Source organism: Streptomyces sp. S063 (assembly GCF_002832675.1).
GTDB lineage: Bacteria > Actinomycetota > Actinomycetes > Streptomycetales > Streptomycetaceae > Streptomyces > Streptomyces sindenensis.
This window is the reverse complement of the sequence record NZ_CP021707.1, coordinates 6051712-6074209: the sequence shown is the minus strand read 5'-3', so window position 1 is coordinate 6074209 and position 22498 is coordinate 6051712. Positions and strand designations below refer to the sequence as shown.

Annotated in this window: 19 protein-coding genes and 1 pseudogene; 8 read left to right on the top strand and 12 right to left on the bottom strand. The window is 71.9% G+C overall.

From position 1 onward, the window contains the following. Position 1 precedes the first annotated feature (1 nt). Positions 2-1234 (bottom strand): sensor histidine kinase, encoded by a 1233-nt coding sequence (locus CCZ36_RS27765; RefSeq protein WP_069736841.1) that lies wholly within the window; start codon positions 1232-1234, stop codon positions 2-4. Between the two features lie 5 nt (positions 1235-1239). Further along, complete coding sequence (locus tag CCZ36_RS27760) at positions 1240-1893, bottom strand: response regulator transcription factor (protein ID WP_069736840.1); 654 nt, start codon at positions 1891-1893, stop codon at positions 1240-1242. Between the two features lie 382 nt (positions 1894-2275). Here CCZ36_RS27760 and CCZ36_RS34925 point away from each other — a divergent pair, with 382 nt between their 5' ends. Continuing rightward, positions 2276-2449 (top strand): hypothetical protein, encoded by a 174-nt coding sequence (locus CCZ36_RS34925; RefSeq protein WP_164873557.1) that lies wholly within the window; start codon positions 2276-2278, stop codon positions 2447-2449. Positions 2450-2540: 91 nt separating this feature from the next. On the opposite strand, the gene CCZ36_RS27755 is transcribed toward CCZ36_RS34925, so the two are convergent. Continuing rightward, complete coding sequence (locus CCZ36_RS27755; RefSeq protein ID WP_069741299.1) at positions 2541-3341, bottom strand: inositol monophosphatase family protein; 801 nt, start codon at positions 3339-3341, stop codon at positions 2541-2543. 45 nt (positions 3342-3386) lie between these two features. Continuing rightward, positions 3387-4513 (bottom strand): annotated as a pseudogene (locus tag CCZ36_RS27750) (ferrochelatase). Between the two features lie 242 nt (positions 4514-4755). On the opposite strand from CCZ36_RS27750, the gene CCZ36_RS27745 reads away from it, so the two are divergent. Then, positions 4756-6000, top strand: a complete 1245-nt coding sequence (locus CCZ36_RS27745) for an MFS transporter (RefSeq protein ID WP_069736837.1) — start codon at positions 4756-4758, stop codon at positions 5998-6000. Next, the gene (locus CCZ36_RS27740; protein WP_069736836.1) at positions 5960-7279 is read left to right on the top strand and encodes a D-arabinono-1,4-lactone oxidase; all 1320 of its coding nucleotides are present in this window, start codon (positions 5960-5962) and stop codon (positions 7277-7279) included. The genes CCZ36_RS27745 and CCZ36_RS27740 overlap by 41 nt, the downstream gene beginning before the upstream one ends. Before the next feature lie 91 nt (positions 7280-7370). Here CCZ36_RS27740 and CCZ36_RS27735 read toward each other — a convergent pair whose 3' ends face one another. After that, positions 7371-8525 (bottom strand): hypothetical protein, encoded by a 1155-nt coding sequence (locus tag CCZ36_RS27735; protein WP_128818794.1) that lies wholly within the window; start codon positions 8523-8525, stop codon positions 7371-7373. Between the two features lie 409 nt (positions 8526-8934). Here CCZ36_RS27735 and sepH point away from each other — a divergent pair, with 409 nt between their 5' ends. Continuing rightward, positions 8935-10032, top strand: coding sequence for a septation protein SepH (gene sepH, locus CCZ36_RS27730; RefSeq protein WP_006128151.1), 1098 nt, complete (start codon positions 8935-8937; stop codon positions 10030-10032). Between the two features lie 84 nt (positions 10033-10116). Here the strand turns inward: sepH and CCZ36_RS27725 are convergent, their stop codons facing one another. Then, positions 10117-10947, bottom strand: a complete 831-nt coding sequence (locus CCZ36_RS27725) for a sulfurtransferase (RefSeq protein ID WP_069736834.1) — start codon at positions 10945-10947, stop codon at positions 10117-10119. A gap of 237 nt (positions 10948-11184) precedes the next feature. Between CCZ36_RS27725 and CCZ36_RS27720 the strand changes: the two genes are divergently transcribed. Further along, complete coding sequence (locus CCZ36_RS27720) at positions 11185-11961, top strand: VOC family protein (RefSeq protein ID WP_069736833.1); 777 nt, start codon at positions 11185-11187, stop codon at positions 11959-11961. 81 nt (positions 11962-12042) lie between these two features. Here CCZ36_RS27720 and CCZ36_RS27715 read toward each other — a convergent pair whose 3' ends face one another. Further along, positions 12043-12468 carry a cold shock domain-containing protein gene (locus CCZ36_RS27715; protein WP_079134005.1) on the bottom strand — a complete coding sequence of 142 codons (426 nt, stop codon included), beginning with the start codon at positions 12466-12468 and terminating at the stop codon, positions 12043-12045. Positions 12469-12806: 338 nt separating this feature from the next. Between CCZ36_RS27715 and CCZ36_RS27710 the strand changes: the two genes are divergently transcribed. After that, positions 12807-13619 carry an ABC transporter ATP-binding protein gene (locus tag CCZ36_RS27710; protein WP_069736832.1) on the top strand — a complete coding sequence of 271 codons (813 nt, stop codon included), beginning with the start codon at positions 12807-12809 and terminating at the stop codon, positions 13617-13619. A gap of 3 nt (positions 13620-13622) precedes the next feature. After that, on the top strand, positions 13623-14960 hold the full coding sequence (locus CCZ36_RS27705; RefSeq protein WP_128818793.1) for an FtsX-like permease family protein: 1338 nt from the start codon (positions 13623-13625) through the stop codon (positions 14958-14960). Between the two features lie 163 nt (positions 14961-15123). On the opposite strand, the gene CCZ36_RS27700 is transcribed toward CCZ36_RS27705, so the two are convergent. The 4 genes from CCZ36_RS27700 to CCZ36_RS27685 are packed head-to-tail and all read right to left on the bottom strand — an operon-like array spanning position 15124 to position 19945. Beyond that, positions 15124-16314 (bottom strand): aminotransferase class I/II-fold pyridoxal phosphate-dependent enzyme, encoded by a 1191-nt coding sequence (locus CCZ36_RS27700; protein ID WP_128818792.1) that lies wholly within the window; start codon positions 16312-16314, stop codon positions 15124-15126. Continuing rightward, positions 16304-17320, bottom strand: coding sequence for a Gfo/Idh/MocA family protein (locus CCZ36_RS27695; protein ID WP_128818791.1), 1017 nt, complete (start codon positions 17318-17320; stop codon positions 16304-16306). Before CCZ36_RS27695 ends, CCZ36_RS27700 begins: the two co-directional genes overlap by 11 nt. Further along, positions 17317-18606 carry an activator-dependent family glycosyltransferase gene (locus tag CCZ36_RS27690; protein ID WP_128818790.1) on the bottom strand — a complete coding sequence of 430 codons (1290 nt, stop codon included), beginning with the start codon at positions 18604-18606 and terminating at the stop codon, positions 17317-17319. Before CCZ36_RS27690 ends, CCZ36_RS27695 begins: the two co-directional genes overlap by 4 nt. A 22-nt stretch (positions 18607-18628) precedes the next feature. Further along, positions 18629-19945, bottom strand: a complete 1317-nt coding sequence (locus tag CCZ36_RS27685; protein WP_128818789.1) for a cytochrome P450 family protein — start codon at positions 19943-19945, stop codon at positions 18629-18631. Between the two features lie 174 nt (positions 19946-20119). Here CCZ36_RS27685 and CCZ36_RS27680 point away from each other — a divergent pair, with 174 nt between their 5' ends. After that, on the top strand, positions 20120-21352 hold the full coding sequence (locus CCZ36_RS27680; RefSeq protein ID WP_128818788.1) for a class I SAM-dependent methyltransferase: 1233 nt from the start codon (positions 20120-20122) through the stop codon (positions 21350-21352). Positions 21353-21384: 32 nt separating this feature from the next. Here the strand turns inward: CCZ36_RS27680 and CCZ36_RS27675 are convergent, their stop codons facing one another. Then, positions 21385-22377: a nucleotide disphospho-sugar-binding domain-containing protein gene (locus tag CCZ36_RS27675; RefSeq protein ID WP_069741290.1), complete on the bottom strand. Its 993-nt coding sequence runs from the start codon at positions 22375-22377 to the stop codon at positions 21385-21387. Positions 22378-22498 lie beyond the last annotated feature (121 nt).

Here is a 22498-nt window from a genome sequence, read left to right as displayed (position 1 = left end):
CTCAGAGCGGCAGGGTGACGCGCATCACGAGACCGCCGCCCTCGCGGGGCTCCGCGATGATACGGCCTCCGTGGGCCCGCGCGACGGACCGGGCGATCGACAGGCCGAGTCCGACCCCCTTGTCGCTGCCCGTGCGCTCCGTACGCAGCCGCCTGAAGGGCTCGAAGAGGTTGTCGATCTCGTACGCCGGGACCACCGGGCCGGTGTTCGAGACGACCAGCAGGGCCTGCCCGTCCCGCACCTCGGTGGTGACCTCCACCCAGCCGTCGTCGGGCACGTTGTAGCGCACGGCGTTCTGTACGAGGTTCAGCGCGATCCGCTCCAGCAGGACCCCGTTGCCCTGCACCATGGCCGACTGCCGCTCGCCGCGGATCTCGGCCTTCCTGGCCAGCGCCTCCGCCCGGGTCTGGTCGATGGCGCGCTCGGCGACCTCCGCCAGGTCGACCGGTTTGCGCTCGACGATCTGGTTGTCGCTGCGGGCCAGCAGCAGCAGGCCCTCGACCAGCTGCTCGCTGCGCTCGTTGGTGGCCAGGAGGGTCTTGCCGAGCTGATGGAGCTCCGGCGGGGCCCCGGGGTCGGACAGATGGACCTCCAGCAGGGTGCGGTTGATTGCGAGCGGGGTGCGCAGCTCGTGCGAGGCGTTGCCGACGAACCGCTGCTGGGCGGTGAAGGCCCGTTCCAGCCGGTCCAGCATGTCGTCGAAGGTGTCCGCCAGCTCCTTCAGCTCGTCGTCGGGGCCGTCCAGCTCGATCCGCCGGGTGAGGTCGGTGCCGGCGACCCGGCGCGCGGTCCGGGTGATGCGGCCGAGCGGGGACAGGACACGCCCGGCCATGGCGTATCCGAAGGCGAACGCCATCACGCTGAGGCCGACCAGGGCGAGGAGCGAGCGGTTGAGCAGAGTGTCCAGGGCCGCCTTGCGCTGGTTGTTGACGCAGGCGTTCATCGCGGCGTTGAAGGCGTCCGGACTGGCGTTCGTGGGCAAGCTGCAGATCTCGCTGGTGACCTTGCCGCTGACGATCTCGAACGGCAGCTCGCTGCCGACGTGGAGCGCCTGCGCGGCGAGCATGTAGATGATCGACAGCAGCACGATGCCCGCGATCAGGAACATCCCGCCGTACAGCAGCGTGAGCCGTATCCGGATGGTCGGGCGCAGCCAGGGGTACGGGGGGTCCGGCTGCTTGGGCTCCCAGGTGGGCTTCGGTGGCGCCGCGGGCGGCTCCGGCGTGGTGGCCATGGTCCTCAGATCCGGTATCCGGAGCCCGGCACGGTGACGATGACGGGCGGTTCGCCGAGCTTGCGGCGGAGCGTCATCACCGTGACCCGCACCACATTGGTGAAGGGGTCGGTGTTCTCGTCCCAGGCCTTCTCCAGCAGCTGCTCCGCCGAGACGACCGCGCCCTCGCTGCGCATGAGGACCTCCAGCACCGCGAACTCCTTCGGCGCGAGCTGGATCTCCACCTCGTCGCGGAAGACCTCGCGGCGGTTCGGGTCGAGCTTGATACCGGCGCGCTCCAGGACGGGCGGCAGCGCCACCGTCGTACGGCGGCCCAGCGCGCGCACCCGGGCGGTCAGCTCGCTGAAGGCGAAGGGCTTGGGCAGATAGTCGTCGGCGCCCAGCTCCAGGCCCTCGACCCGGTCGCTGACGTCGCCGGAGGCGGTGAGCATGAGCACCCGGGTGGGCATGCCGAGTTCGACGATCCTGCGGCAGACGTCGTCCCCGTGCACCAACGGGAGGTCCCGGTCCAGGACCACGACGTCGTAGTCGTTGACCCCGATGCGCTCCAGGGCCGCGGCACCGTCGTAGACGACGTCGACGGCCATGGCCTCCCGGCGCAGTCCGGTGGCCACCGCATCGGCGAGCAGCTGCTCGTCCTCGACGACGAGTACGCGCACGGCGCAGTCCTTCCTTCGGTCCTTCGTCGGGTTCACAGAGCGAGCGGCCCACGCGGGGCCGCTCGGACACGGGCAGCAAGGCCGACCGTGTGCCTCCATCCTGCCCTCAACACGCATAAACCGGCGGTAAGACGGCGACGGGCCGGGGCCTCCCGCGGTCTTCCGCCGGGAAACCGGAGGTTTTCCCGGCCAGTTGAGGTTTCTCTGAGCCACGGGGTGGGGAAGAGGGGTTCACACCCGCGATCACGCCTGCCCCGTGGCATGCCACGGCCCGCCCCGTTCTCCCCGGAGCGGCGGCGCGATCACCCGCTCCTCCGGCTCCCGGGCCGGAGTCATCCCGGGCACACCCCCGTGCCAACGACCCACGATGAGGGGGCGCATCATGGACGCTTTCACCGCAGGTCTGCTGCACCGCATCAAGACGACCGAGTCCGGCCTCACGCGGGCCCGCGAGGACGGCGACGACTTCCTCGCGGACGTCGAGCAGGGCGAGCTGGACGATCTGCGCCGTCTCGCCGCCGAGCACGGCGTGGAGATCGGCGCCACCAGCGTCTGAGCCGTACGCCACAGGGCCCCGGATGCTGTCCAGGCATCCGGGGCCCTGTGCTGTGCCGTCGGGCTCTCACCGCCCCACCAGGGGCTTGTGCTCAGTCGTGCCAGGCGCCCAGCTCGTCGAGTGCGGTCTGCAGCGGCTCGAAGACGCCCGGGGTGGCGGCCACCGTCAGGTCGCCGTCGGCGGGCAGCCCCGGGCGGCCGCCGGTCAGCGCGCCCGCCTCCCGGGCGATGAGGTCGCCCGCCGCCAGGTCCCAGGGGTGCAGCCCGCGCTCGTAGTAGCCGTCGAGACGGCCCGCCGCCACGTCGCAGAGGTCGACGGCGGCCGAGCCGCCGCGCCGGATGTCGCGGAGCCTGGGGATCAGCCGCTGGGCGACGTCCGCCTGGTGGGCGCGGACGTGGGCGACGTAGTTGAAGCCGGTCGAGACGAGGGCCTGGTCCAGCGGCGCGGTGGGCCGGCAGCGCAGCGCTTCACCGTTCGCGAACGCACCGCCGCCGAGAACCGCGTGGTACGTCTCCCGGCGCATCGGGGCCTCGACGACGCCCACGACCCGCTCACCGTCCCGCTCGGCGGCGATCGATACGGCCCAGGTGGGCAGGCCGTAGAGGTAGTTCACCGTGCCGTCGAGCGGGTCGATGACCCAGCGGATGCCGGTGGAGCCCGGGGAGCTGGCGCCCTCCTCGCCGAGGAAGCCGTCGTCGGGGCGGAAGTCGGTGAGGTAGCCGGTGATCAGCTTCTCGGCGGCGATGTCCATCTCGGTGACCACGTCGATGGGGCTGGACTTGGTCGCGGCCACCCCCAGGTCGGCGGGGCGGCCGTCGCGCAGCAGGGCTCCGGCGCGGCGGGCGGCTTCGAGGGCGAGGTCGAGCAGTTCGGACAGGGCGGGGTCGGTCACGGTGCTCCCAGGTGGTCGGTGCGCACGGTCGGGTGGTCGTACGGGCTACGCGTACGGGCTGTCGGCGCCCGCGGCGGCGGGCTTCGGGGCCCTGGCGGGGCAGCAGCCGACGGGACAGAGGTCGTGGGAGGCCCCCAGCGACCCCAGGGCGCAGCGCTCGATCGTCCGGCCGCGCTCGCTCGCGGCACGCTCCAGGAGCAGGTCCCGTACGGCGGCGGCGAAACGCGGGTCGTCGCCGACGGTGGCGGAGCGGCGGACCGGCAGACCGAGCTCGGCGGCCTTGGCGGTGGCCTCGGTGTCGAGGTCGTACAGCACCTCCATGTGGTCCGAGACGAAGCCGATGGGCGCCATCACGACCGCCGGGACGCCCTCGCCGTGCAGGGTCTCCAGGTGGTCGCAGATGTCGGGCTCCAGCCACGGGATGTGCGGGGCGCCGCTGCGGGACTGGTAGACGAGCTGCCAGGGGTGCTCGACGCCGGTCTCCGCCCGCACCGCCTCGATGATCAGCCGCGCCACGTCGAGGTGCTCGGCCACGTACGCGCCGCCCTCGCCGTGCGCCTCCGGGGGCCGGAGGCGTCGGCGGCGGAGGTCGGGATGGAGTGGGTGGTGAACGCGATGCGGGCGCCCGCGCGGAGTTCCTCGGGGAGGTCGGCGAGCGAGGCGAGCACACCGTCGACCATGGGCTCGACGAAGCCGGGGTGGTTGAAGTAGTGGCGGAGCTTGTCGACCTGGGGCACATCCAGTCCCTCGGCCTCCAGGGCGGCCAGCGCCTCGGCGAGGTTCTCGCGGTACTGGCGGCAGCCCGAGTAGGAGGCGTAGGCGCTGGTGGCGAGCACGGCGATCCGGCGGTGTCCGTCGGCGGTCATCTCGCGCAGGACGTCGGTCAGATACGGGGCCCAGTTGCGGTTGCCCCAGTAGACCGGCAGGTCCAGGCCGTGGTCGGCGAAGTCCTTGCGCAACGCCTCCAGCAGGGCGCGGTTCTGCGCGTTGATCGGGCTGACCCCGCCGAACAGGAAGTAGTGCTTGCCGACCTCCTTGAGGCGTTCCTCGGGGATACCGCGGCCGCGGGTCACGTTCGCCAGGAACGGGACCACGTCGTCCGGGCCTTCGGGACCTCCGAAGGAGAGCAGCAGCAGGGCGTCGTAGGGAGCGGGATCGCGCAGATCGGACATGCCGTCGATCCTGCCACCCGCCTCCGGGAGGGTGGCAACCGACATCCGGCGGCCCGTCGGGAAAGCGGGAAACGGCCGGTGACGGAGCCGCCGGAACCGCTCCTCGGCCCGCCCGAAAACCGCTCCGCGGCCCGTCCGGAATCCGGTGTTCAGGGCGTCCGGAATCCGGTGTCCGGGGCCTCCGCCCGCCCGTAAGCTGTATGGGCCAGCTATACGCCTGACAGGCATGACCGGAGTACCCCGTGCCCAGCCCCTACCGCGCCATCTTCTCCGCCCCCGGCACCAAGGGGTTCTCCGCCGCGGGCTTCCTCGGCCGGATGCCGCTGTCCATGATGGGCATCGGCGTCGTCACGATGATTTCCCAGCTCACCGGCCGCTACGGACTGGCCGGGGCGCTGTCGGCGACCCTGGCGATGTCAGCGGCGGTCTGCGGCCCCCAGGTCTCGCGGCTGGTCGACCGCTACGGGCAGCGCCGGGTGCTGCGCCCGGTCACGCTGGTCGCCGTGGCAGCGGTGGCGGGTCTGCTGGTCTGCGCCCAGCAGGGGGCGCCGGAGTGGACGCTGTTCGTGTTCTCGGTGGGCGCGGGCTGTGTGCCGAGCGTGGGGTCGATGGTCCGGTCCCGCTGGGCGGAGATCTACCGGGGCTCCGGCCGGGATCTGCACACCGCGTACTCGTGGGAGTCGATCGTCGACGAGGTGTGCTTCATCTTCGGCCCGATCATCTCCATCGGTCTCTCCACCGCCTGGTTCCCGGAGGCGGGGCCGCTGATCGCCGCCGCCTTCCTGCTGGTCGGCGTCTTCTGGCTGACCGCGCAGCGCGCCACCGAGCCGGTGCCGCACCCGAAGTCACAGCACACCGGGGGCTCGGCGCTGCGCTCGCGGGGGCTCCAGGTACTGGTGGCCACCTTCGTCGCGACCGGTGCGATCTTCGGGGGCGTGGACGTGGTGACCGTGGCCTTCGCCGAGGAGCGCGGGCACAAGGCCGCGGCCTCCCTGGTACTGGCCGTCTACGCGCTCGGCTCGTGTCTCGCGGGGGCCGTGTTCGGGCTGCTGCACCTGAAGGGGAACCCCGCGAACAGGTGGCTGGTGGGTGTCGGCGCGATGGCCGTGAGTATGATCCCCCTCCTACTGGCCGGGAACCTTCCGTTGCTGGCCGTGGCGCTCTTTGTCGCTGGCCTGGCCATCGCACCGACGATGGTCACCACCATGGCCCTCGTCGAAGCGCACGTACCGCGCACCAAGCTGACCGAGGGCATGACCTGGACCAGTACCGGGCTCGCGGTCGGAGTGGCGCTCGGCTCCTCGGCCGCCGGCTGGGTGGTCGACGCCGCCGGGGCGAAGGCGGGGTACGCGGTGCCCGTCGTGGCGGGAGCGCTCGCGGCGGCGGTGGCGTTCCTGGGATATCGCCGGCTGGCCGGGCCGGCTGCGACGGGAGGGCGCGGGGAAGATGACCGAGACCTACGCACGGACGACGAGCGCGTGGCGTAACTGGGCGGGCACCGTCACCGCCCGGCCGGCCCGCACCGAGTCACCCGCGTCCGTGGACGAGCTCGCGGATGTGCTGCGCCGGGCGCACGCGGACGGCCTGAAGGTGAAGCCGGTCGGTTCGGGCCACTCCTTCACCGCGGCGGCCGCCACCGACGGGGTGCTGATCCGCCCCGATCTGCTCACCGGGATCCGGGACATCGACCGTGCGGCGATGACCGTGACGGTGGAGGCGGGCACTCCGCTCAAGCGGCTCAACACCGCACTCGCCCGCGAGGGGCTGTCGCTCACGAACATGGGCGACATCATGGAGCAGACGATCGCCGGGGCGACCTCCACCGGTACGCACGGCACGGGCCGCGATTCGGCCTCCATATCCGCCCAGATCCGGGCGTTGGAGCTGGTCACCGCCGACGGCACGGTCATGGTCTGTTCGGCGGAGGAGAACCCCGAGGTCTTCGCCGCGGCCCGGGTCGGGATCGGCGCCCTCGGGGTGATCACCGCCGTGACCCTCGCCGTGGAGCCGATCTTCCTGCTGACGGCCCGCGAGGAGCCGATGGGCTTCGACCGGGTCACCACGGACTTCGACCAGCTCGTGGCCGAGAACGAGCACTTCGAGTTCTACTGGTTCCCGCACACCGGGAACTGCAACACCAAGCGCAACAACCGCAGCGCCGGTCCGGCCGCCCCGCCCGGCCGGATGAGCAGTTGGATAGACGACGAGCTGCTGTCCAACGGGGTGTTCCAGGTGGCCTGCTCGCTCGGCCGCGCAGTCCCGGCGACGATCCCTTCGATCGCCAGGCTCTCCAGCCGGGCCCTCTCCGCGCGTACGTACACCGACATCCCGTTCAAGGTGTTCACCAGCCCGCGCCGGGTGCGGTTCGTGGAGATGGAGTACGCCGTTCCGCGCGAGCTGGCGGTGACGGTGCTGCGGGAGCTGAAGGCCATGGTGGAGCGGTCACCGCTGAAGATCAGCTTCCCGGTCGAGGTGCGCACCGCCCCGGCCGACGACATGGCGCTGTCGACCGCGTCCGGCCGGGACAGCGCGTACATCGCCGTGCACCTCTACAAGGGCACGCCCCACCGCTCGTACTTCACCGCGGTCGAGCGGATCATGACGGCACACGCGGGCCGGCCCCACTGGGGCAAGATCCACACCCGGGACGCGGCCTACCTGTCGGAGGTCTATCCGCGCTTCGGTGAGTTCACCGCGCTGCGCGACCGGCTGGACCCGGACCGCCTGTTCGGCAACGACTATCTGCGGCGCGTGCTCGGCGACTGAGTCCGGACCGCCTCCGGTACGCCGTCGGCCCCGGTCCTCTCCCGTGCGGAGGGGGCCGGGGCCGCTGTGCTGTACGCGGTACGCCGATGGGTCACTCGGCGTCGGCGCCGGGCGGGGCCTGCTCGCCCTGGCCGGGGGCGACACCCGTGCCGGTCGAGGGTTCGCCGGTGCCGGTGTCGCCGGAGTCCGACGGGGTGGGCTGCGTCGGCTCGGGCGTGGGCTCTCCGGCGGATCCGGAGGGTGTCGGGGTGGGGGTGGGCCCGGTGGTCGGGTTCTCACCGCCCGTGCCCTTGCCGGGGTCCGGGCTCGTGGCGCCGCCGTCACCGCCGTCCGTGGCGGGGGCGGATCCGGTGCCGTCGCCCGGGGCCGGGCTCTGCTCGTCCGTTTCCCCGTCCGTGCCGGTGTCCCCGGAGGGGGCGTGGTCCGCCGGTCCGGAGTCATGGTCGTCGCCGCCGCGCACGACGGAGCTGAGGGTGGTGCCCTGGCCGCCGCTGAGGTCGTTGCCCGAGATCAGCTCGAACGCGGTGATCCCGGCCATCGAGACCGCGAAGACGGCGGCGGCCGCGAGCGCGGGCCGCTTCCAGCCGCGCAGCCGGGTGCCGTGGGTGACGCCCTCACCGAACGTGTCGTCGGGGACGGCGGCGGCCCGGTGGGCTTCGGCCCGCGGGAGCATCCGCGTACGGTCGGCGTCGGCTCCGGCGCCGAGGGCTTCCGAGCCTCCGGGTCCTGCGGTCGGCGGGACGCGGAGCATCCGGGTCCGTTCGTCGCCGAGGTCCAGCAGCTGCGTCCGGTCCGGGTCGACCGGCCTGAGGAGCTGTGTGCTCTCCGCGTCCGGGACGACGTGCGGGACCGTGCCCGGACCGACCGTGGGAAGCACCGTGGTGGCGTCTCCCGCCGGCTCCGGCCCCGTCGGCTCCGGCTCCGTCCGCTGCGCCGCGGCTCTGCGCCCGGCGGGCGTCGTCTCCTTGGTGTGCACGGTCACCTGGCGGCCCTCCGGGTGGGTCACCTGGACCGTCACCTCGCGGATCTGCTCGCCCGTGCGGCGGAAGAAGTGCTGGAAGACCGAGCCGCCGCAGGTGGCGACGACGCTCATCACGCCCGCGCCGGCGATCGTGCCGTACACGCCCAACTGCGAGGCCAGCACAGCTGCCGCGACAGCCGCCACGGCGCTCCCGGCGACCTGCGGAAGACTCAGATCTATGCGCTTTTCCTTGGGTTCCGCATCACTTTCCCGCTTCTGAACCATGACCAGCCCCTGCTTGACATCTCTCCCACCATGCACCAATGAGGGACATATGAGCGAAGTGGATAGTTCCGATTCTGGTGATTGTGTGAAGCACAACACGCATCAGGGGCATTTCGCGGAGAACTGGGTACCTCAACTCCCGCAGCCCGCGAGAACTTCGGCGGCGCGCCGGTCCACCCCGGTGGCCCGAATGGAGTACTGTGACGAGCCCTGGGGCGGACTCCGACGTGGGATTCCGCAGCTACCGGAGGGGGCCGACGGCGGCACCCTGGGCGGGCGCACCCGGGCGAGCGCCCGACACGCCGGGCAATTTGGCAAGGTTGTGGCAGGCTGCACCCGGGCAGGTCACACTCGACTAGCGGAAGCAGCGACGCACGTGACGTCGGCAGGCACCACCCGGGAGGTCCCCATGCCCGAACTGCGTGTCGTGGCCGTCTCCAACGACGGCACACGACTGGTGCTCAAGGCTGCGGACAGCACGGAGTACACGCTTCCGATCGATGAGCGGCTGCGCGCCGCCGTGCGCAACGACCGCGCCCGGCTCGGCCAGATCGAGATCGAGGTGGAGAGCCACCTCCGCCCCCGCGACATCCAGGCCCGCATACGGGCCGGCGCCTCCGCGGAGGAGGTCGCCCAGTTCGCGGGCATCCCCGTCGACCGTGTACGCCGCTTCGAGGGCCCCGTGCTCGCGGAGCGCGCCTTCATGGCCGAGCGGGCCCGGAAGACTCCTGTGCGCCGTCCCGGCGAGAACACCGGCCCCCAGCTCGGCGAGGCGGTGCAGGAACGTCTCCTGTTGCGCGGCGCCGACAAGGAAACCGTCCAATGGGACTCGTGGCGCCGTGACGACGGCACCTGGGAGGTCCTCCTCGTCTACCGGGTCGCGGGCGAACCGCATTCGGCGAGCTGGTCGTACGACCCGCCGAGGCGGCTGGTCCAGGCGCTGGACGACGAGGCGCGCTCCCTGATCGGCGAGACCGACGACGTCGCCGCGCCGGAGCCCAGCTTCCCGTTCGTGCCCCGGATCGCCCGGCTGCCGCGCGACCGCCCGCTGGACCGGAGTCTCGACCGGCAGGCCGACCGCGAGCGCCCGCTGGACCGGGCCCTGGACCGGCAGATCGAGCGGCCCGCGCCGGTCGCCGAGCCCGAGGAGTACGTGAGCAGTGCCTCGGCCGGTGAGCGCGACTCGCTGACCAGCCTGCTGGAGGCGGTGCCGAGCTTCCGGGGCGACATGGTCGTACCGGAGCGGCCCACGCAGCCCGAGCCGCCCGCGCTGGAGCCGGCGGAGGAGGCGGAGGCGGACGAGCCGCCGGCCGCTGCCGCTTCGGCCGGCGCGGGATCCGCGTACGCGGATGTGCTGATGCCCCGGGCGGTGGCCGGTCATCGCGACCGGCTGACCGGGACGACGGACCGTCAGGCGGAGGCGGACGGGGTCCGGCCGGGTCGCCGGGCCGCCGTGCCGAGCTGGGACGAGATCGTCTTCGGCACCCGGCGCAAGAAGCAGGACTGACCGGGGATGACCACCGGTGGGAGCGGGGCCCGTGCGCGATGGCGTACGGGCCCCGCTTCTTCGCCGTGGTCCGGCGCCGTCGGCTTACTGGGGCTCGGGCCCCGTGGCGACCGGCCGGGAGGGGTCCGAGGACCATTCGGACCAGGAGCCCGGGTAGAGGACACCGGTGAAGCCGGCGATCTCCAGGGCCAGCACCTCGTGCGCGCCGGAGACTCCGGATCCGCAGTAGACGCCCACGCCTTCGGTGCCGGCCTGCGCGCCCAGGCCGGCGAACCGTGCGGCCAGCCGGTCGGCCGGGAGGTAGCGGCCGTCCGCGTCGACGTTCTCGGTGGTCGGCGCGGAGACGGCCCCGGGGATATGGCCGCCGACGCGGTCGATCGGCTCCACGTCGCCCCGATAGCGTTCGGCCGCCCGCGCGTCCAGCAGCAGACCCGACCGCGCGAACGCCGCCGCGCTCTCCGCGTCCAGGGTGGGCAGGGCCCCCGGCTTCGGCCGGAAGTCGCCCTCGGCGGGGTACGGAATCTCCGTGGAGAGGTCACCGGTCCAGGCGGCGAGCCCGCCGTCCAGGACCCGTACGTCGGGGTGTCCGGTCCAGCGCAGCAGCCACCAGGCGCGGGCCGCCGCCCAGCCCTGCCCGCCGTCGTACACCACGACGGGGGTGTCCTGGCCGACCCCGGCCCGGCGCATCACGGCCCCGAAGGCCTCCGGGTCCGGGAGGGGGTGGCGGCCGCCGTCTCCCGCCGGTCCGGCCAGCTCCGCGTCGAGGTCGACGTAGACCGCGCCGGGCAGGTGGCCGGCCTCGTAGTCGGGGCGGCCGTTCGGGCCGCCGAGCTGCCAGCGGATGTCCAGGAGCACCGGGGGCCGGGGCCCGGCCGACTCGCTCGCGCATTCGGATGCGGTGATGATGGGCTTCATGGGTGCCATCCTCGCGCAGCGGGGCCGGCGCCCGTAACAGCATCGGACGGGACGGCCGGCGGGGAATCCGGCCGTCCTTCGTCGAGAACCGGGACGACGCGGCGCGGCCGGTGCGCCTCCCGCGCCGGGGGGTGCAAGCATCTGCACGGGGCACGCGGACCACGTCCTGACCCGGGGCTGCGTTCCTGTCCCGTTCCCCCGCACGGCCACCACAACGGTCCGAGGAGAGAGAAGACGATGACCGAGGCTCCCGCCCGGCGCACGCCCGGAACACCTTGCTGGGTGAGTCTGATCGTGCACGGCCTGTCCGCGACCCAGGAGTTCTACGGCGCCCTGTTCGACTGGGAGTTCCGGCCGGGCCCCGAACAACTGGGCCCCTACCTCCGCGGGCTGCTGCACGGCGAGGAGGTCGCGGGAATCGGCCAGCTGCCGCCCGACCGGCATCTCCCGATCGCCTGGACCACCTACCTCGCCACGGACGACGCCGACGCCACCGCGGAGGCCATCCGCTCCTGCGGCGGGACGGTCGCGGTGGGGCCGCTGGACGCCGGGGACGCGGGGCGGCTGGCGATCGCCTCCGACCCGGGCGGGGCGGTCTTCGGCATCTGGCAGGGCCTGCGCCACATCGGCACGGCGACGACGGGCACGCCCGGCACGCCGGTCTGGAACGAGCTGGTGACGCGGGAGACCTCGATGGTCGCGAAGTTTTACCAGACGGTCTTCGGCTACGAGACGGAGGCGGTGGTCTCGGCCGACTTCGACTACCAGACGCTGCACCTGGACAACGTGGCGGTGGCGGCCCTCCACGGGGTCGGCCACGCGCTGCCGCGCGACCGGGGGCCGCACTGGATGACGTACTTCGAGGTCGCCGACACCGACCGGGCCGCGGCCCGGGTGGTGGAGCTGGGCGGGCGGGTCCTCCAGCCGCCGCGCGAGGGGTCGAGCGGCAGGCTGGCGACGGTCGCGGACCCGGAGGGGGCCGTGTTCACGATCGTCCGGTCCACCGGAGGCTGATCCCCCGCCCTCCGACGCTCCGTCCGGCGGGCCGCCCGCGAGGGGCGGCCCGCCGTCACCACCTCGGCGGATACGGGAAGATCAGGCCGAGTCGACCCAGCCGTGCGCCTGGGCCAGCCGGAGCAGACGCTGCCGCACGTGCTGCAACTGCGCGGCGGTCAGGGTGCCGTCCGCCTCGATGAGCGCCTCGGTCACCTCGCTCTGGAAGTCCAGCGCGGTCAGGATGTCGCAGTCGGCCTCCTCGTCGTGCTCCGCCTGCGGGGCCGCCGCGCTGACCCTGGGCGCCCGGGACACCGGTGCGGCAGCCTGCCGCACCAGGCGGATCTCGCCCGCCTTGGGGCCCTTGTCACCTGACTCCAGGAAGTACTCGACCCGTCGGCCGGCCTGGTACAGGTACTTCTCCTCAAGAAGGTCGTTGGCGTGCATGAACACGTCCTCATCGCCCTCGTCGGGGGCGATGAACCCATACCCGCGAACCTCGTCGAACCGAAGAATTTTCCCCGTCATCAACACCGAAAACACCTCCACCACTACCGCACACAACAATTTCCGGACCACTCGAAAGGGGGATCCGGAATTCGAACATCCGGGCCCTCGACGGACTCTCCGGTGTGATCGAACTTACCGCGGCCGAGTATAGCGAGGGGAACTCGGCGAAAGGCAACAGAACTCACTCCGCCCCCATCGGCCTTGCTGTGCAACGCTGTTGGTGATCACTCACCCCTATAGGGGTGTACCGAGCACCACCCCCAGTTCGGGCCGTAGACACCGTGCGCGGGCCCCTCGGCGTCCCGTAGCTTCGATTGCGCGGCGCAGAGAGCGCCCGACCGGATTGGGGAGAGCGGATGTTTCGTCGCAACAAGGGAGTCGGAACCGCGAGGAGCCCCGAGGCGCTGCGCCTGGTCGATGTCACCAAGGTGTACGGGGCCGAGGGGAACGCGGTGAAAGCCCTCGACGGCGTGAGCCTCAGCCTCCCGGCCGGAAGCTTCACCGCGGTCATGGGGCCCTCCGGCTCCGGGAAGTCCACGCTGCTGCAGTGCGCCGCCGGGCTCGAGAGGCCCGACGAGGGGCGCGTCATGGTGGACGGCGAGGAGATGACCGGCGGCACGGAGGCCGCGCTGACGAAGTTCCGGCGGCAGCGGATCGGCTTCATCTTCCAGCAGTACAACCTGATGCCCACGCTCTCGGTCGCGCAGAACACCACCTTGCCCCTGAAGCTCGCCGGGCGCCGCATCGATCACGCGCGCGCCCAGAACATCCTCGACCAGGTCGGGCTCGGGGACCGTCTGGGGCACCGTCCGGACGCGCTCTCCGGCGGCCAGCGGCAGCGTGTCGCCATCGCCCGCGCGCTGGTCACCGAACCGAGCGTGATCTTCGCCGACGAGCCGACCGGCGCACTCGACATCCGCAGCGCGCGGGACATCCTGCAACTCCTGCAGGAGGCCGTGCGGGTGCACGGGCGGACCGTGGTGATGGTGACGCACGACCCGGTCGCCGCCTCCTACGCGGACTCGGTGCTCTTCCTGGCGGACGGCCGACTGGTCGGCCGCATGAACGAGCCGACCGTCGACGCCGTCGCGGAACGGCTGGCGCACCTCGGCGACACCGTGGGCAACGCGTCGGCGGACCTGGGTGACGGAATGCCGATGGGGGCCTGAATCATGTTCGAACTCGCCTTCCGTTCCGTGCTCCAGCGCCCCGGGCGCTTCGTGGGAACCCTGTTGTCCGCCTTCCTGGGCGCGACGATCACGATGATGTTCAACTCGATGCACGACACCGCCGCGGGCAGCGGCGTCGACGACCAGAGCGCGGAGCTCCTCACCATCACGGGAGCGGCCGTCGGCGGGTACGGCACTCTGCTGGTCTTCTTCGCGGTCGCCTCCGCGCTCACGGTGAACGTGCGTCAGCGTGACGAGGAGATCCGGCTCCTGCGCTGCACCGGTGCCACCCCGGCCCAGATCAAGCGGATGGTCGTGGGCGAGGCGGTTCTGGTCGCCGTGATCGCGACGCTGCTGGCCCTCGTACCCGCGATGCTGGGCGGCCGGGCCCTGCTCGGGCAGTTCCAGGACAACGGCCAGGTCGCGAAGGCCGTCGACTACGTGTTCGGCCCCGTCGCGATCTCGGCCGGCATCGGCATCACCCTGCTGGCCTCGGTCGGGGCGGCGTTCCTCGCGGTGCGACGCGCGATGACGGCCGCGGCGGGCGGGCGGGCGCCCCGCCACCGGCTGCGCAATCTCGGCGGGGCGCTGGCGTTCGTCGTCGGACTGGGCGGCGTGAGCGTCACCTTCACGATGGAGAAGACGGAGCCCACGCTGATGGCGGCGCCCGCGTACGGCGCCATCCTGCTGTCCGTCGGGTTCGCGACCTTCTCCCCGGTCCTGCTGCGCTTTCTGCTGGGCAAGCTGGCGCGGCCGATCGAAATGCTCACGGGGGCCGCCGGTTATCTGACGGTGCACAACCTGCGGGAGCGCGCCACGCAGCTGTCCGGGGTCCTGATGCCGCTGATCCTCTTCATCGGCATGGCCACCGCCACCCTCTACATGCAGGACATCGAGAGCGCCGCGGTGAAGGCGTCCGGTGCCGCCAAATCGGTCGCCGACAAGAATCTGGAGTCGCTGAACTTCGTGATCGTCGGCATCATCGTGGCCTTCGCCTGCATCATGCTGATCAACAGCCTGTACGCGGCGACCTCCTACCGCCGCCGGGAGTTCGGTGGGCAGCGGCTCGCCGGGGCCACCCCCGGCCAGGTGCTCGCCATGGTCACCGTGGAGGGACTGGTGCTGACGGCGACGGGGCTGTTCTTCGGCACGCTCGCGGGGGTCGCCGGAATCATCCCGTTCAGTGCCGTCCGTACCGACACGTACCTCCCGGACGTCAGCCCCGTCATGTGGCTGGGCATCGCGGCGGTCGGCGCGCTGGCGACGCTGGTCACGAGCGTCGGCACCGCCCGCCGCGCGCTGCGCACCCCGGCGGTGTCGGCCGTGGCGGTGACCGCCTGACGTGAGCGGGACGGGCCGCGGCGCACCGGGCCCGCGTGGACGGGGCCGAGAACGGGGGCACGGACGGGACGACCGGGGGCAGCCGCCGACGCGACTGCCCCTTCCTGTCTGACACCTTCCCCCGCTTTGTGACGTCCCTGCTTTCTGACGTTCCGCTGCTTTCTCACGCCCGGCAGGCCTTGCCGACGGCGGGGGCGCGTCGGACCGCCCGGCCGATGAGGGCGCACACCTGGTCCACCTGGTCGAGCGTCACCCCGGTCCCGGTGGGCAGCTGGATGACCCGGTCGCTCAGGGCCTCGCTGTGCGGCAGCGGAAGCGGGGCCGAGACCGCCTGCTCGTGGACGTACGGTTCGGTGCGGTGGCAGCTGGGATGGAAGTGGGTGCGCGCCAGGACGTTCTCCGCCCGCAGGGTGGCCACCAGGTCGTCCCTGCTCAGTCCGGTACCCGGGGTGTCGACCTCGATCACGACGTACTGGTGGTTGACGGTGTTGCCGGGGCTCGGGCGGCGCAGGTGGATACCGGGTACGTCCGCGAGACCGGCCGCGTAGCGGTCGAAGCGCTCGCGGTTGACGTCGATGAGGTACGCCATGTTCTCCAGCGACGTGAGTCCCATCGCGGCCGCGACCTCGGTCATCTTGGCGTTGGTGCCGACGCACGAGACGTGGTTGCCCTCCCCGCGCCCGTAGTTGTGCATCAGCCGCACCCGCTCGGCCAGTGCGTCGTCGTCGGTGACGATCGCGCCGCCCTCGAAGGCGTTGACGAACTTGGTGGCGTGGAAGCTGTAGACCTCCGCGTCGCCGAATCCGCCGACCGGCCGCCCCAGGCGGGTCCCCCCGATGGCGTGGGCGCTGTCGTAGAACAGGCGCAGTCCGTGCTCGTCGGCGAGCGCCGCCAGTTCCTCGGTCGGTGCCGGGTTCCCCCAGAGGTGCACCCCCATGATCCCGGTGGTCCGCTCGGTGATCACCTTGCGGGCGTGCGCCACGTCGATGTTGCCGGTCTCCTCGTCGATGTCGCAGAAGACCGGGGTGACGCCCTCCCAGCGGAGGGTGTGGGCGGTGGCGATGAAGGTGAACGAGGGCATCACGACCTCGCCCCGCAGTCCGCCCGCCCTGATCAGCACCTGGAGGGCGATCGTCGCGTTGCAGGTGGCTATGCAGTGCTTGACCCCTGCCTGCCGGGCGAGTTCTTCCTCGAACTCCTTCACCAGCGGACCGAAGCTGGTCAGCCAGCGCCTGTCCATGGCCTGTCTGATCCGCTCCAGGACGAGGCCCTCGTCCGGGATGTTCGGCCGTCCGACGTGCAGCGCCTCGGCGAAGGCGGGTTCGCCGCCGAGGATGGCGAGTTCAGGCGCCATGGCCACCGCTCCCCCGCCCTGCCGCGTCCCGTACGGCCTCCGACAGCGCCACCCCGCGCAGGGCGGTCGCCAGGTGTCCGGCGGGGGGTTCGCCGTCCCGCACGGCGGCGGCGAAGACGTCGATGATCTCTCGACGTTGATGGCTCGGGGGCAAGGTGATCTCCTCTGTCCGGTTGCCGCGCTCGATGCGCACGACGGGTTGCCAGGCGGCGGACGGTGTGAACGCCCGCTCCAGGGTCAGCCGGCCCTCGCTGCCGTGGAGTTCGTAGTGCGACCGGTAGCCGTGCTCGAAGCCGAAGGTCAGGTGTGCCGTCACGGCGTCCTCGGCCCGAAGCAGGACTCCGCCGCCGACGTCGACGCCGTACCGGGGGTCGTGGCGCAGGGTGGCGCCGAGTACGTCGAGTCCGCCGGACAGGAAGTGCAGGGCCGCGTGCAGGGGGTAGAACCCGACGTCCAGGAGCGCGCCGCCGCCCAGGTCGGGCCGGTAGCGGACGTCGTCCGCCGACAGCGGTGGAATGCACATGGTGCTGGTGAAGGAGCGGAGTTCACCGATGGCGCCGTCCGCGACGAACTCGCGTACGGCGGCGTGCTGCCGGTGATGGACGAACATCCTGTTCTCCATCAGGCACAGACCGAGGCCGTCGGCCAGGGCGGCCAGTGCGGCGGCTTCGCGGTGGGTCGTGGCGATCGGTTTCTCCGCCAGTACGTGCTTGCCCGCGCGCAGGGCCCGTTCGATCCACTCGGCGTGCAGCCCGGTCGGGAGCGGCAGGTACACGGCCTCCACGCCGGGGTCCTTCAGCAGCGTGTCGTAGCCCTCGACGGCCTCGCAGCCGAAGCGCCGTGCGAAGCGGTCCGCCTTCGCCCGGTCGCGGCTGGCGACGGCGACCACGTCGGCGGCGTCGGAGTCCGCGAACGCCGGAAGGGTGCGCCCCCAGGCGACCTGGGCGCAGCCCAGCACTCCGACGCGCAGGGGGGTGCGCTCCGCGCTCTCTCTGTCCTTGGTCACCGGCTGTCCCGTCCTCGGTGCTGTGCGGTGAGCTGTTCGAGCAGGGGGACGACGTCGAGCGGCTTCGGCGCGTCGTGGATCTCCTGCTGCAACTCCCGCGCGGTGCGGCGGAAATGCGGTTCCTCAAGGAGGCGGACGAGCTTTTCCCGGAACGCCTCGGGCGTGAACTCCTCGGGGGTGAGGCAGAGCCCGGCCCCTCGCTTCTCGAACAGCACGCCGCACTCGGCCTCGTCCCAGAACGGGTGCGGGATGATCAGGCTCGGCACGCCGTGGAGGAGGGCGTTGCTGTACGTCCCGTAGCCGCCTTGGTGCACCGCCACGGAGCAGCTGGGCATCAGCTCGTTGAGCGAGACGAAGCCGACGAGCGTCACGTTGTCCGGTACGGCGGCCGCGTCGATCTGGCTGGCGTCGAGGGTGGCGATCACGTCGATGTCGAGGTCCGCCACCGCGCCCAGCATGTCCTCGATGGGCACGATCGCCCCGCCGACGTGCTCCCGCAGCGACACCCCGAACGAGAGGCACACCCGGGGCACCTCGGGCTTCCGGTAGACCCAGTCGGCGATGGTGATCCGGCCGTTGTACGGGACGTAGGAGGCGTGCACGGTCGGCAGGTCGGTGGGCACCCTCAGCCATGCGGGCAGCGGGTCGATCGTCCACTGTCCGGTGAGCATCTCCTTCGCCATGGACGGGTCGTACGTGTGCCCGATCCTGGCGAGCCGGCCGGTGAACCAGTCCTCCAGCGGGTCGTCGCGCTGCTCGGGCGGCTGCTCGTCGCGCAGCGCCACATAGTCCTGGTAGAGGCGGTAGATGTAGTCGCGTCCGAAGTTCATGCGGGCGTGCGCCGCGCCGCACGCCTTCGCCGCGACCGGGCCCGCGAAGGTCATCGCGTCCCAGACGACCAGGTCGGGTTCCCAGGCGCGCGCGAACTTCACCAGGTCGTCGACCGTGCGCTGATCGGCCAGCGACTCGTACCGGACTCCGCAGGCCATGGTCCACTCGCCGAGCACGTACTCCCACCCGCCGCCCCGCTGTTCCTCGTGCGGGGCGGCGAGGCCCCGGCTGAGGACGTCCAGGTTCTGCATTCCCTTGCCCCGCCAGCCGTCGCCGCCCGGGGTGAGCTCCTTGCCCACGGGCACGGCGGGCAGACCGGTCGAGGTGATCATGTCGACCAGGTCCGGCTGGCCGGCCACGCAGACCTCGTGGCCGGACGCCCGCAACGCCCACGCGAGCTGGACCATGTTGTACAGGTGGCTCCGCGACGCGAAGACCGTGAACAGAACGCGCATCTCTGCCTTCCCAACCGGTTTCTCAAGCAGCGGCGACGAGCGGGTACCTGGCGACCGCGCCCGTGACCGGTGACCGCATGTGCCGGACGGGTTCCCCCGCCGGCTCCGGCGCCGGCCTGCCGCTGATCAGCGCACGGACCGCCTCGGTGGCCAGCACCCTGACGACGGGGGCGACGAATCGTCCCGGCAGTCCGTCGAAGGTCACGTGCGCCCGGTCGTGGCGTTGCAGGCTGAAGGTCCGGGGGTCGGCGGTGGCGGCGGGGTCGTGGTTCGCCCCTTCCACCAGCACGACGACCTGGTCCCCGGCGGCCACGTCCGTGCCGCCGAGCCGGAGTTCCTCGCGTGCGACGCGGCTCACGAGGCGTACGGGCGGCGTGTGGCGCAGGGTCTCCTCGACGGCGGCGCCCGCGAACGCGGCGTCCTCGCGGACGAGCGCCAGCTCGCGCGGATGCCGGAGCAGGGCGTGGACGGTGCCGCAGACGAGGTTCGTCGCCAGGTGGGTGCCGACGACGAGCGTCAGCAGACAGGCCGTCAGGACGTCGTCGCCGGGCCGGGTTCCGTCCGCCGCGGCCAGTCGCGGCAACGCGCCGAGTGCGCTCTCCTCCGGCGCCCCCGGGAGGGCGGGATCCGCGTCGAGGAGTTCCGTGAGGGCCGCCTTCACCCCGTCGTACGCCTCGACCAGCCTGCGGCTCGTCCGCAGGGTCGGCGGGCACAGAAGGCTGTCGAGAACCGGCCCGGTGTCCGCGATCAGCTCCCCGATCCGCTCGCGGTCCGCCTCGGGCAGCCCGATCAGGTCGGCGAGTGCCGTCGTGACACCGGGACGCGCGTAGTCGGTCATCAGGTCGAACGTGCGGGTGAGTGCGTCCGCCCGCTGCCGGAAGACGTCGCCGAAGGCGCCGGCCCGCGCCTCCACCGCGGTGGCGCCCAGCACCGGAGCGGTGATCCGGGCCAGCCGCCCACATGTCTCGTGTTCGAGTTCGAGCGTGCCGTCGTCGATGGTGAGGACGTGTTTCAGCGTGGAGTCGGCGTCGTTGGTGAACACCTGGTTCCGGCGGGGCGCGGGCCCGGGGGCACGTGCGCCCAGCCGGGGGTCGGACAGCGCGGCGGCCGCCACGGAGTGCTCCGCGGTGACCCACACGCCGACATGGCTCGAACTCAGTCCGGGGCGACGGCGGATCTCGTCGTACAACGCGTGCCGGTCGGACTCCAGCCCGCGCAGGAGGGTGGCCAGCGGCACGCCGCGCTCTCCGTGCATCCACTGCACCCCACGGGCGGTCAGCAGATGGCGGGCCAGGTCGCTGTCCGAGCACAGTCTCGGGTCGATCTGATACCTGGTCATGTCATGATCCGGCCCTGTGGGTGCGTCACTTATTCCCTCGCACAGATGGATGGAGAGATGTTCAATCTAAAGTGCCGTGGCACCGAACCACACCCCTAGGAACCCGGGTTCGCGACGGTCGGCAGGGGGCTCCTAGGGGTGCTGGCGGGATTTCGTTTGGACGACACTGACGGCATGCCCATTTCTGCATGCCGAGCCTGCGGCAACAAAGCCCTCTTGCCCGTTCTGGAACTGGGAACACAGGCATTGACCGGATGTTTCCCGCGCAGCCGGGACGAAGTCGTGCCGACCGGCCCGCTCGAACTCGTGAAGTGCTCCCCGAAGGGGTGCGGTCTGGTGCAGTTGCGGCACACCCCCGACCTGTCGCTCCTGTACGGCGACGGCTACGGATATCGGTCGAGCATCCGGCCGTTCATGGTCAACCATCTGCACGGCAAAGTCGCGGCGCTCACCGGTCTCGTGGATCTCGAAGCCACGGATCTGGTCCTGGACATCGGCAGCAATGACTCGACGCTGTTGCAGGCATATCCGGCCGACGGACCGACCCTCGTGGGAATCGACCCGACGGGCGAGAAATGGCGCCCTTATTATCCGGCGCACATCGACCTGATTTCGGACTTCTTCTCGCGGGAGGCGTTCGGAGCACGGCACGGTGACCGCAAGGCCAAGATCGTCACGTCCATCGCGATGTTCTACGACCTCCCGGATCCACTGCAGTTCATGCGTGACGTGCATGCCGTCCTCGCGGACGACGGCGTGTGGATGATCGAGATGAGCTACCTGCCCTCGATGCTGGAGTCGAACGCGTACGACACGGTGTGCCACGAGCACCTGGAGTACTACACGCTGCGCCAGATCGAGTGGATGGCCGAGCGGGCCGGCCTGACCGTCGTGCAGGCCGAGATCACGGACGTCTACGGCGGCAGCCTGTCCGTGACGCTCGCCAAGGCACCCACCCGGCACAAGATCGACCTGGCGTCGATCGAGCGCCTGCGGCAGGCGGAGGACCGGATCGGGCTCGACACCATGGCTCCCTTCGACGCCTTCGCCGCGCGGGTCCGGGAACACCGGGCCGCCCTGCGTGACTTCCTCGACCGCTCGCGCGAGGCCGGCCGGCTGACCCTGGGGTACGGGGCGTCGACCAAGGGGAACGTGATCCTGCAGTACTGCGGGATCACCGAGCAGGACCTGCCGTGCATCGGCGAGGTCAACGCCGAGAAGGCCGGCTGCTTCACGCCCGGCTCGACCATCCCGATCGTCTCCGAGGAGGACGCGAAGGCGCAGCGCCCGGACCAGTTGCTGGTGCTGCCCTGGGTGTTCCGGGACGGATTCGTCGAGCGCGAGCAGGAGTACCTCGCGGGCGGCGGCACGATGGTGTTCCCGCTGCCGAGGCTCTCCGAGGCGTAGCCCGCGGGCGGCCGTGTCGCCCGGGCGCGGGGCTACCGCTGCCCGGCGACGGCGGCCAGCAGGGGCACGATCTCGCGCGGGCCGGGCATCGCGGCGACCTCGTCCCGCAGACGTGCCGCCCCGGCCCGCGGTTCCGGGTCGTCGAGCAGCCGGCCGATGGTCCCGATCCGCAGGCCGGCGGGATCGGCGAGGATCGCGCCCCCCTCGTCCGCCACCCGTGGGGCGAGGCCGGTGGGCGTGGTGCCGTCCGTGAGGATCAGCTGGGGCAGGCCGGCGGCCACGGCGGACATCGTCATCTCCGCCCCGCCGTCGTGGACGGCCGCCTCGCACGAGGCGAGGACCGCGTCCCGCGGCGCGTCCTGGAAGAGACGCACATTGCCGGGGAGCCGGGTGCCGGCCGGGATCCGGTCGTCGGCGAGCTCGCAGAGGAACTCGGCGTCGCTGCCGCCCATCGCCTCGAACAGGGCGGTCACCGTGGCGTCGCTCGCGGAGCCCCCGAGGGTGGCGTGGACGCGGCGCCTGCGCGGCTTCCTGCGCAGCCAGGCCGGCAGGACGGCCGACCCCCCGTAGGGAATGAACCGGACCGCCAGGTCCTCGGGTTCCCCGGCCGAGCGCAGTGACGGCGGCAGACAGTCGAGGGTGCGCCCCGGCATGCCGTCGCCCTCCGAGCGGTCGGCGAGCGGCCCGAGCATGCGTACGGCGGCCACCCCGCGGGCCTGCGCGGCCTCGGCGCCGGCCGGTGCCAGGGAGTCCCACACCACGAGGTCCGGCCGCCACAGGGCGAAGTAGTCGAGCAGGGCATCCGTGTCGGACCGCCGGTCGAGCCGGTGGTCCGCCTGCCCGCCGTCGTCCGCACCGCCGTCGCCCACGGGGACCGCGACCAGGCCGGTCAGGGTGATGCTGTCGGTGAACGACGGTCTCCCGGCGACCTGGACCTGGTGTCCGGCGGTGCGCAGGGCCCAGCCCAGCGGGGCGAGCCGGTGGAGCCGCGCACGCGAGGACGGCACGGTCAGCAGAATACGCATAGGCCCTTCCTGACAGATTCCTGTATTGGCCCGCGAAACCCGCAGGGAAATCGACAGTACAACGCCGGAAGATCCCTTCGGACCCTTAGTCAGGACGCCTAGGGGCCGGTCCGCAGAACTC

Bases quoted from the DNA above. Each gene is read 5' to 3' on its own strand.
- CCZ36_RS27765 (WP_069736841.1), bottom strand. From the start codon at position 1,234: ATGGCCACCACGCCGGAGCCGCCCGCGGCGCCACCGAAGCCCACCTGG.
- CCZ36_RS34925 (WP_164873557.1), top strand. From the start codon at position 2,276: ATGGACGCTTTCACCGCAGGTCTGCTGCACCGCATCAAGACGACCGAG.
- CCZ36_RS27740 (WP_069736836.1), top strand. From the start codon at position 5,960: ATGACCGAGACCTACGCACGGACGACGAGCGCGTGGCGTAACTGGGCG.
- CCZ36_RS27735 (WP_128818794.1), bottom strand. From the start codon at position 8,525: ATGGTTCAGAAGCGGGAAAGTGATGCGGAACCCAAGGAAAAGCGCATA.
- sepH (WP_006128151.1), top strand. From the start codon at position 8,935: ATGCCCGAACTGCGTGTCGTGGCCGTCTCCAACGACGGCACACGACTG.
- CCZ36_RS27725 (WP_069736834.1), bottom strand. From the start codon at position 10,947: ATGAAGCCCATCATCACCGCATCCGAATGCGCGAGCGAGTCGGCCGGG.
- CCZ36_RS27720 (WP_069736833.1), top strand. From the start codon at position 11,185: ATGACCGAGGCTCCCGCCCGGCGCACGCCCGGAACACCTTGCTGGGTG.
- CCZ36_RS27715 (WP_079134005.1), bottom strand. From the start codon at position 12,468: ATGACGGGGAAAATTCTTCGGTTCGACGAGGTTCGCGGGTATGGGTTC.
- CCZ36_RS27710 (WP_069736832.1), top strand. From the start codon at position 12,807: ATGTTTCGTCGCAACAAGGGAGTCGGAACCGCGAGGAGCCCCGAGGCG.
- CCZ36_RS27705 (WP_128818793.1), top strand. From the start codon at position 13,623: ATGTTCGAACTCGCCTTCCGTTCCGTGCTCCAGCGCCCCGGGCGCTTC.
- CCZ36_RS27700 (WP_128818792.1), bottom strand. From the start codon at position 16,314: ATGGCGCCTGAACTCGCCATCCTCGGCGGCGAACCCGCCTTCGCCGAG.
- CCZ36_RS27690 (WP_128818790.1), bottom strand. From the start codon at position 18,606: ATGCGCGTTCTGTTCACGGTCTTCGCGTCGCGGAGCCACCTGTACAAC.
- CCZ36_RS27685 (WP_128818789.1), bottom strand. From the start codon at position 19,945: ATGACCAGGTATCAGATCGACCCGAGACTGTGCTCGGACAGCGACCTG.
- CCZ36_RS27680 (WP_128818788.1), top strand. From the start codon at position 20,120: ATGCCCATTTCTGCATGCCGAGCCTGCGGCAACAAAGCCCTCTTGCCC.
- CCZ36_RS27675 (WP_069741290.1), bottom strand. From the start codon at position 22,377: ATGCGTATTCTGCTGACCGTGCCGTCCTCGCGTGCGCGGCTCCACCGG.